Annotated in this window: 8 protein-coding genes; 2 read left to right on the forward strand and 6 right to left on the reverse strand. The window is 68.8% G+C overall.

Going from position 1 to position 8,107, the window contains the following annotated elements; all coding sequences use genetic code 11:
* Positions 1 to 12: 12 nt before the first annotated feature.
* The 4 genes from IEZ19_RS48505 to IEZ19_RS48520 all read right to left on the reverse strand — a co-directional run bounded on the left by IEZ19_RS48505 (position 13) and on the right by IEZ19_RS48520 (position 4,640).
* Entirely contained in the window at positions 13 to 312 is a 300-nt protein-coding gene (locus IEZ19_RS48505) for a transposase domain-containing protein (RefSeq protein WP_268248796.1), read from the reverse strand.
* Between the two features lie 222 nt (positions 313 to 534).
* Positions 535 to 1,341: an SDR family NAD(P)-dependent oxidoreductase gene (locus IEZ19_RS48510; protein ID WP_189317756.1), complete on the reverse strand. Its 807-nt coding sequence runs from the start codon at positions 1,339 to 1,341 to the stop codon at positions 535 to 537.
* 103 nt (positions 1,342 to 1,444) lie between these two features.
* Positions 1,445 to 3,790 carry a bifunctional polysaccharide deacetylase/glycosyltransferase family 2 protein gene (locus IEZ19_RS48515; RefSeq protein ID WP_189317757.1) on the reverse strand — a complete coding sequence of 782 codons (2,346 nt, stop codon included), beginning with the start codon at positions 3,788 to 3,790 and terminating at the stop codon, positions 1,445 to 1,447.
* A gap of 16 nt (positions 3,791 to 3,806) precedes the next feature.
* A complete protein-coding gene (locus tag IEZ19_RS48520; RefSeq protein WP_189317758.1) occupies positions 3,807 to 4,640 on the reverse strand; it encodes a hypothetical protein in 834 nt (277 codons plus the stop codon).
* A gap of 454 nt (positions 4,641 to 5,094) precedes the next feature.
* On the opposite strand from IEZ19_RS48520, the gene IEZ19_RS48525 reads away from it, so the two are divergent.
* Both IEZ19_RS48525 and IEZ19_RS48530 read left to right on the forward strand, forming a co-directional pair.
* Entirely contained in the window at positions 5,095 to 5,415 is a 321-nt protein-coding gene (locus IEZ19_RS48525; protein ID WP_189317759.1) for a hypothetical protein, read from the forward strand.
* Between the two features lie 734 nt (positions 5,416 to 6,149).
* On the forward strand, positions 6,150 to 7,049 hold the full coding sequence (locus tag IEZ19_RS48530; RefSeq protein ID WP_189317760.1) for an alpha/beta hydrolase: 900 nt from the start codon (positions 6,150 to 6,152) through the stop codon (positions 7,047 to 7,049).
* A gap of 109 nt (positions 7,050 to 7,158) precedes the next feature.
* Here IEZ19_RS48530 and IEZ19_RS54075 read toward each other — a convergent pair whose 3' ends face one another.
* Entirely contained in the window at positions 7,159 to 7,371 is a 213-nt protein-coding gene (locus IEZ19_RS54075) for a hypothetical protein (RefSeq protein ID WP_189317761.1), read from the reverse strand.
* A 387-nt stretch (positions 7,372 to 7,758) separates the two neighbouring features.
* Positions 7,759 to 8,107, reverse strand: a 349-nt coding sequence (locus IEZ19_RS48540) for a DDE-type integrase/transposase/recombinase (protein ID WP_189317762.1), incomplete at its 5' end; no start/stop codon positions are given.

Below are 8,107 nucleotides of genomic sequence, written 5' to 3' on the forward strand. Positions count from 1 at the left end.
GCCCATACCACATCAACGAGCCCAACTCCCGTAAGCAACGGCTTGTTTCTCTGCGGGTCCACAGTAGCCGAGTTGACGGACCGCACCGACGAGCTTGCCCCATACCTGCCTGTAGCCCAGCCCCGTGAACAGGGCCAGCGCCAGGACGAAGTACACCGCCACCCGCGAAGGGACCCGGCGCACCGCAGAGGAGCGGCCGAGGCCCATCAGCACGCAGTCCACCAACTCGAAGGGTATGTATCTGGTCAAAGCTCCCAGATGCCCTGGGGCGTAGAGTCCGTTCGCTGTAGTGACGGTGCGGGTGAGCGTCATCGTGCCAAACTGGTCCGGCAACGGGACCTCCGGTGTCGAGATCGTCTTGGTCGACCTCTCGACTACCGCAGGTCCCGTTCGCACGTCTCCAGAACTACAAGATCCCCGGAACCGCTTGACAACTGCCCACGAGCTTCAAGTTGCTGGCATTGGTGCGGTGGTGAGGTTCTCGGTAGTCGATCTTCAGCAGGTACGGCTTGCCCGGGACGCCCTTGACACAGGTCAGCCGCTACGCGACGGCGCGTAGCGATCGGCGATGACGCCGCGCTCCCCTGCGGCATCCCGCAGAGCGAACTGAAGCGTGGCCACTTCCTCCCACGACGCCATATCGGGAAGCGTCGGAATGCAGACGAGCTCTCCCCGGTCCAGCCCGTCGAGCGCGGCCCACACCAGATCGTCCGCATCGACGAACGACTCGTCGGGGAACATGGACGAGGTCCCCGCGCCTTCGAAGAACTCGGTGCGCACGGGGCCGGGCAGCACAACCTGGACACGGATGCCGGTCAGCGCCACCTCCTGCTGCAGGGCTAGGGAGAAGTGCAGGACGTAGGCCTTGGACGCTCCGTAGGCGGCACCGCGGGGCGGTGGACGGAAAGCGCCGATCGAGGACACATTGACGAGCGATCCGGAGCCGTTCTCGCCGAAGGTGAGCAGCGCGGCGCGGGAAAGACGCGTCAGGGCCGTCACGTTGACCGCGATGAGGTCGTCCAGCGTCCCGGGGTCCGCCTCGCGCAGGGGCGCCAGTCCGCCCAGGCCGGCGGCATTGACCACGACGGCGAGGCCCTCGTTCTCGAGAACGGCCGTCTCGACGCGGGCAAGGTCGCTCTCGTCCGCCAGATCGGCCCGCAGGACAGTAGCCCGCCGACCCGTGTCACGGTGGATGGTCTCCGCCAACCGGGCGAGCCGATCGGCGCGACGGGCGACCAGGATGAGGTCGTATCCCCGCCGCGCCAAGTGTCCGGCGTACGCGCGGCCGATCCCCGAGGAGGCACCGGTGACCAGCGCGGCCTGTCCGTGGTGGGTGTGCATGGTGACCTTTCGGACCGCGGCTTCCTGTGCTGACTGAGAGTAGCCATCCAGCTCGGCCCGGTGTCGGACGTCGACAGTTGCCGTCCCGAGCCGACCAGGCTCTTCACTCAGTGGAGTACAACTGCGGTGTCTCGTGTGGTGCGGGCTGCGGGAGGCCGTTGTGCCGTGGAGTCTGCGGATTGCCGTCCCAGGGGCCCGACTGGTGGAGGCCGTCGTACGGCGCCGCCTGCGGATAGCCCTCGTATGGTGTCGCTTGCGCAAAGCCGGGCTCCTGCGGGCTGAAGCCCTCGCGGGGGGCCTCGGTGCCCACCGGGGCCTGCAGGCTGCCGTACCGCTCCATGCGTTGCCAGCGTAGCCGTGAGCCTGACACGGCGGTGAAGACGGACTGGATCACCACCAGGTACATCAGCTGCCGGTAGACGAACTGTTGCAGCGGCAGGCTCCACAGTGGGCCCGGGCGCTCTCCGTCCAGGTGGAACGCGTACAGGCCCATCAGGAGTTGCAGCAGCAGGAAGGCGAGCCACAGTCCGATGATCCGGACCGGGTCGAGGAAGACCAGCCCGTACAGAGCGAAGATGTCCACGACGGGTGCGAGCAGTGGCAGCAGTACCTGGAAGAGCAGCAGATAGACCAGGCCTCGGCGGCCCAGTTTCCCGGCGGGGCAGCGCTGCACCAGTGCGCCGCGGTGTTTCCACATCGCCTGCAGGGTGCCGTAGCACCAGCGGTATCGCTGCCGCCACAGGGCGTTGAGTGACGCGGGCACCTCGGTCCAGGCCTTCGCGTCCTCCTCGTACACCACGCGCCAGCCGGCGCGGCACAGCGCCATGGTGAGGTCGGTGTCCTCGGCCAGCGTGACGTCACTGACGCCTCCGAGGTCAAGCAGCGCCCTACGGCGGAACGCGCCGACTGCTCCGGGTACGGTCGGCATGCATTCGGCGAGGTCGAACAGTCGGCGGTCGAGGTTGAACCCGACGACGTACTCGATGTGCTGCCAGCGGCCCAGCAGGCCACCGCGGTTGACGACCTTGGCGTTGCCGGAGACGGCGCCCACGCGCGGGTCGGCGAAGGGCTGCACGATGGTACGGACGGTGTCGGGTTCGAAGACCGTGTCGCCGTCGACCATGACCACCAGGTCCCAGGTGGCGGCTGCGAGTCCGGTGTTGAGTGCGGCGGGCTTGCCCGCGTTCTGCTGACGGATCACCCGCACCGGCAGGCGGAGCGATTCCACCAGGTCGGCAGTGCCGTCGGTCGAACCGTCGTCCACCACGATGATTTCGACCGGATGGTTGGAGGCGAGCAGTGAGCGCACGGCTGCCTCGATCCCGGCGCTCTCGTTGTACGCGGGGACGATGACACTGACCGGTTCGGTCACCGGCGGCCCCCAGGAGGGGCCCCGTTTGCTCCGCAGACGCCGGTGCCGCCGGGCGGCGATCAGTACGACCAGCGCGCGCAGCACGCTGATCGCTCCGGCTGCGTACATCAGCAGGCCCAGCAGCCACACGAGCCAGTCGCCACCCTGCAGCACCTTGATGAGGGCCAGCCCCTGCAGGTGGTCGCTCAGTCCGGCGGGTTGGACGGGTGCGGCCATGCCGACCGCGTCGGAGACCGTCGTGAAGGTGAAGCCCTGTGCCTTGAGCCGTGGTATCAGGGACTCCAGTGCGGCGACGGTCTGCGACCGGTCACCGCCACTGTCGTGCATGAGCAGGATCTGCCCGGCGTGGCCATGCGGGGTCGCGTTGGCGAGGACGTGCTTCACGCCGGGGCGCCGCCAGTCCTGGGCGTCCTGGGTGGTGAGCACCGTGACATAGCCTGCCGCGTCGGCCTGTGTGAGGACGGACCAGTCGGCATCGTCCAGCGCTTCGTTCTTGGAGGAGAACGGGGGCCTCAGAAGTGCGGTGGTGACCCCTGCGGCGCCGGCCACCGCCAGCTGCGTTTCGTGCAGCTCCAGGGAGCGGTGCCATGGGGCGAGGTTGCTCAGGTCGGGATGGGTGAAGGTGTGGATGCCGATCTGGTTGCCGTCGGCGATGATCCGGCGGACCAGCTCCGGGTGGTCGACGACCTGGGTCCCGACGACGAAGAAGGTCGCGTGCACATGGTTGCGGCGCAGCACGTCCAGGATCCGTGGCGTCCAGACGGGGTCCGGGCCGTCGTCGAAGGTCAGCGCGATGGTGCGGGCCTTCACCTGGGCGGTGTGCGGAGAGGTCGCCGCGTTCGCGATCACCGGGCCACCGCGGGCCACCTGGCTGGGCACCGTGTCGTTACGGCCACGGGCGCCGGTCTCGCCGTCCGCTGCGAGTCCGAACATGTGGTGGGTGTAACCCTGCAGCAGCAGAGCCGTCGACAGGGTCACCGCGAGCACACTCAGCAGGAGCCAATGAGTGCCAGGTGTGATCTGGCGGGTGCGGCTGCGGCGCCGACGGGGTGCCTTGCGGCGTCTGCGGTTGGTCACGTCAGGAGGCCTTGGATCACTTCACGGGGTTGTGGGACGAGCCGACCGCGCGGCCCTTGGAGGTGGGACGGGGGGTGGCGATTGCGGTCGGGGACGCGACGGTGGTGGGCGCCGCGGAAGGCACGGGTGTGGTCGCAGAGGCGGCGGATGCCGTCGACCGGTCGGTGGAGCTGGAGGTCTTCGGCGCCGTCGTGGGGCGGGATTCTTCCTCCGCCGCGGTAGGGCTCACGCTCCCTGCGGAGTGGTCGGTACCGGGGGAGGTGTCGGGCGCGGACACGCGGGGTGTGGTGAGGTGCTTGGGTTCCGGTTGCGGGACGAACGGGGCGTTGAGGCTGGGACCGCCGAACACAGTGCTGATCAGCAGGGCGACATAGCCGCCGGCAGGGATCACCAGCAACCATGCGGCGCGCTTCACGCGGCGCTGGCGGCGCCCCGAGGAATCAACGAAGACGGGCCGCACCGACTCGCTCTTCCGCGCGTCCGGTTCGGGTATGGGAGGGCCGGGCGTGTTGAGTTCTGGAGGCGGCACGGTGAGGACATCGCCGCAGGCAGCGTCCCATGCCGTCGTGACGGGCGGCACGGTGAGAACGTCGCCGTGGGCAGCCTCCCACGCCGTCGTGGCGGGGCCCGGCCCGGCGGCGTAGAGATACGCCCCGCTGGCGTAGGGGTCCGTCCAATGCGCGTTACCCATCGGGTGCGTCCATTGCGCGGGTTGTACCGGCTCCCAGGACATCGCGGCCGTGTCGGCGGTGGCGCTGGCGTCGTACTCGTGGCCGTAGCCATACGTGTACCCGCCGCCACCGTAGGGATCCTCGCCGTACGCTTCGCCGCTTTCGTCCGTCCACTGCACGAGTCGTGCCTCCTGTCCTGGCCGACCGACACAGTCGTCCCCTCAGGAAGAGCGAACTCGGCCGGAAGTGTTACACCTCGACCTCGCAGCACTGAACAAACCGACCAAAGGTGAGGAGTTGGTCAGCAGCGGAACAGGCTTGACGAAGGCATGAGGCCATGATCCGTGCCTGAGTGCCCGCCGTCGGGTCAATGCGCATGTGGGGCGGCCGACCCCCCTTGCTATGGGTGAGGGGCCAGCCGCCCCGGCACCTCTCCGGGCCGCTCTCGGGGGGAGTCGAAGCAGCACGGAGAATGGTCTGGAACGTGCGTGGTACCGACGTCCAGCGGCCGCTCGCCCAGCGCCTCCGTCTGGTCGGCCATGTTCAGAAGGCGGCGGGACGACGGATGACGCCGACGCAGTCCGGGCCGTTCTTGAGCGGGCAAAGGCGTGGGCGCCTGCTCCCGCACGGCAGTTGGAGGCACACCTTGCGGAGTACGCGGACGCGTGGTCGGCTCCATCGCCGCACTGCCCCGTGGCGCTGGTCCGGCTCGCGAGTCTGCTGGACGAGGCGGGTTTCGGCAAAAAGACCTGCGGTCGGTGCAAGCAGGACGGGTTCATCGTGACCCACCGAGAGGACGGCCCGATCTGCCGCCGCTGTTACGTCAAAGACCCCCTGGTCATGGAGGAATGCGCCAGCTGCGGGAGGATGCGCAATCCGGGCCGCCGACTCGACGACGGCACCGCGCTCTGCGCGAACTGCAACCCACGGCCCGAGCGCGAGTGCGCACGCTGAAGAACGCTTGCCCGACACAAGTACAACAACGACGATGGCGATCCGCTCTGCAAAAACTGCTATCAGGCCCCGAAACGACGCTGCGGCATCTGCGGGGAGGACCGGGCACTCGCAGCCCGTCAGGCCGACAATCGTGCGGAGTCTCATTCAGGGGCCGGGTCCTCGGCGGTGATGCGGAATCTGCCGGATTGGCCGGCCAGCTTCGACGAGATCGAGGACCTTGCGTCGGAACTCGGCCGGTAACTACAGGGCACAGGAGCCCCCTTGAGCGTCTGGAGCATCATCTGTCCAGCAAGATGACTCCACCAGCACATCACTCTAGGCCGTGACTGTGACCTGGGGCTTCGAGCTGGGACCGAATGCGCCTGAGGCCACTCGACATCGGGGGACCTGACCATCTAGAATGGTTCCTCTAGAATTAAAATTCTAGAGGAACCGTAACCAGCATCGCAACACGTGTCAACGAGTTGTTCCGCAACGGTCTCCGGCGGACTCCGCACCGTGGCCCCAGGCCAGGGCATGCCCTGAAGGCGTCAGGCGGATCCGCCCTCCCGTGCGCCGCCCTCGGCTGGCGCCGGGCGCCCCACGGACCGCCCCCGCGGGCACATCTCGCTGTCCGCCCGCCGACACAACCACTTCACCAATCCGCCCCCGCAGACCAACCACTACAGTCCGCCGCCCGCGTCTGCCCGCACGGCCCGACGGAACCACGGCCCTCGTGCGAGCCCCTGCCGATGGGAGACCCCAAGGTGTCCGCCCCTGACCTCGACCCCTACCTCGACGCCCAGTACGACGCGCGCGCATCCGTGCCGGACTACGACGTCTACGCCAGGCTCTACCGCAGCCTCAGCGACGAGGCCTACGCGGCCCTGCCCCACAAGGAAGCCGCCTACGGCCCAGGCGCCCGGGAGATCCTCGATGTGTTCCCCCAGCCGCCGCACGCAGACGCCCCGGTGTTCGTTTTCGTGCACGGCGGCTACTGGCGTGCCCTCTCCAAGGAGGAGTCCGCCTTCGTCGCCCCCATGCTCCACCGGGCCGGAGCGGTGGTGGTCTCGGTCGACTACGCCCTAGCCCCCGGGGCCACCCTGCCGCAGATCGTGGACCAGGTACGCCGCGCCGTCGCCTGGACCCACCGCGAGATCGCCGCGTACGGTGGGGATCCAGGCCACGTCGTGATCTGTGGCAGCTCCGCCGGCGGCCACCTGGCCGGCATGGTCCTCGCCGACGGCTGGCACGACCGGTACGGCATCCCCGTCGACGCTGTCACCGGCGGCCTGCTGATCAGCGGGCTCCACGACCTCACCCCCCTGCTCCGCACCCGCGTCAACGGTTGGCTTGACCTCAACCTCTCCTCTGCCCGGGAGAACAGCCCCCTGTTCCACCTCCCAGCGGCCCCGAAAGCCCCGCTGGTGGCCTGTCACGGCGCCCTGGAGTCCGAGGAGTTCATTCGGCAGACCCGCGGGATCGCCGACACCTGGGCGGCCTGCGGCGGACGGGCCCGCTACGCGTCCGTCCCCGACCGCGACCACTTCTCCATCGCCGTCGACCTGAGCGATCCCGAGAGCACCGTCGGAGCCGCTGCCCTGAACCTGCTCGGTCTCGACTGTGCGGGTGACGGGGCAGTGTCGACCTGAAGGGGTCTGGTCCGTAGTCGGTGGTGACGTTGGGTATCCGTCAGGGCAGGAGCGGGATCGACCGCTGTGAACGCCCGCTCGGCGCGGTCTGCCTCGTAGCGGGCGCGTTCTACCGCCAGCTCGGCCGACCGGTGCGAGCGGGTGTGGCGGGTGGTGACCTCGTCCGCTGCCGCGAGGGCGACTGGGCAAGCAGGCGTGCGGCCACCGTGTCATCGACGACGTCCGCCCTGATGGACCGGCAGGTCGGTGTGCCCTGGTGGTCGGCCTTCGATCCGGAGCACTCGTAGGCCGCCTGTCCGCTGCGGTGACAGCGGGTGGTCATCGGGCGCCCGCACGAGCCGCTGCCGATGATCACCTGACACAGAGCCAGGCCCTCGCGGGCCGGACGGGCGCCGTCATGAGTGCAGTTGGCCTCCGCCCAGCCCGGACGGCATACAAGGTACGGTGGCGGAAAGCCTGCCGATGCGCCTCAGACCGACTTGGTCTCTCCACCGTCGACGCGGATGTTCTGTCCGGTCATGTAGGCCGACTCCTCGCGGCCAGGAAGCGTACGATCCGAGCGGCCTCCGCGGTGCTCTGCGCTCGGCACAGCGGGATGCCGCTCGTCCACTCGGCCGGGACCGCGCTGGGGGGCGTTGTCACGTTAGCCGGGGTTGAAGTGCCTGAGGGTATATCAGGGCGCGGTGAGACTCGGTGAGCGTTCTGGGGGTCAGGCCACAGTGGGCAGGCCGGTGCTGCCGGTGATCTGGTCCCAGATCGCGAAGCGGATGACCATCTCCAGGCGGTGTTCGGCGGCGGTGAGCAGGTGGCGTCGTGGCCTGAAGTGGGGGGAGATGCCGCTGAAGGCGGCCAGGAACCGCTGTGCTCCGCCGACGCTGCGGAAGCCCATCATGGCGCGCTCGCGCTGCCTCGTTGGCTGGTGGGAGTTCTCGGCCCGGTTGTTCAGCCCCTTGTGCGAGCAGTGCTCCACCGAGGGCATCACCTCGCGGTGGGCCGCACCGTAGGAGCGGAGCTTGTCGGTGACGATCACCCGCGGCACGGCGCCGGTCCTCTTGAGG

The sequence above is a fragment of the Streptomyces brasiliensis genome, assembly GCF_014647875.1.
In the GTDB taxonomy this organism is placed as follows: Bacteria; Actinomycetota; Actinomycetes; order Streptomycetales; family Streptomycetaceae; genus Streptomyces; species Streptomyces brasiliensis.

Bases quoted from the DNA above. Each gene is read 5' to 3' on its own strand.
- IEZ19_RS48505 (WP_268248796.1), bottom strand. From the start codon at position 312: ATGACGCTCACCCGCACCGTCACTACAGCGAACGGACTCTACGCCCCA.
- IEZ19_RS54075 (WP_189317761.1), bottom strand. From the start codon at position 7,371: ATGACCACCCGCTGTCACCGCAGCGGACAGGCGGCCTACGAGTGCTCC.
- IEZ19_RS48530 (WP_189317760.1), top strand. From the start codon at position 6,150: ATGGGAGACCCCAAGGTGTCCGCCCCTGACCTCGACCCCTACCTCGAC.
- IEZ19_RS48510 (WP_189317756.1), bottom strand. From the start codon at position 1,341: ATGCACACCCACCACGGACAGGCCGCGCTGGTCACCGGTGCCTCCTCG.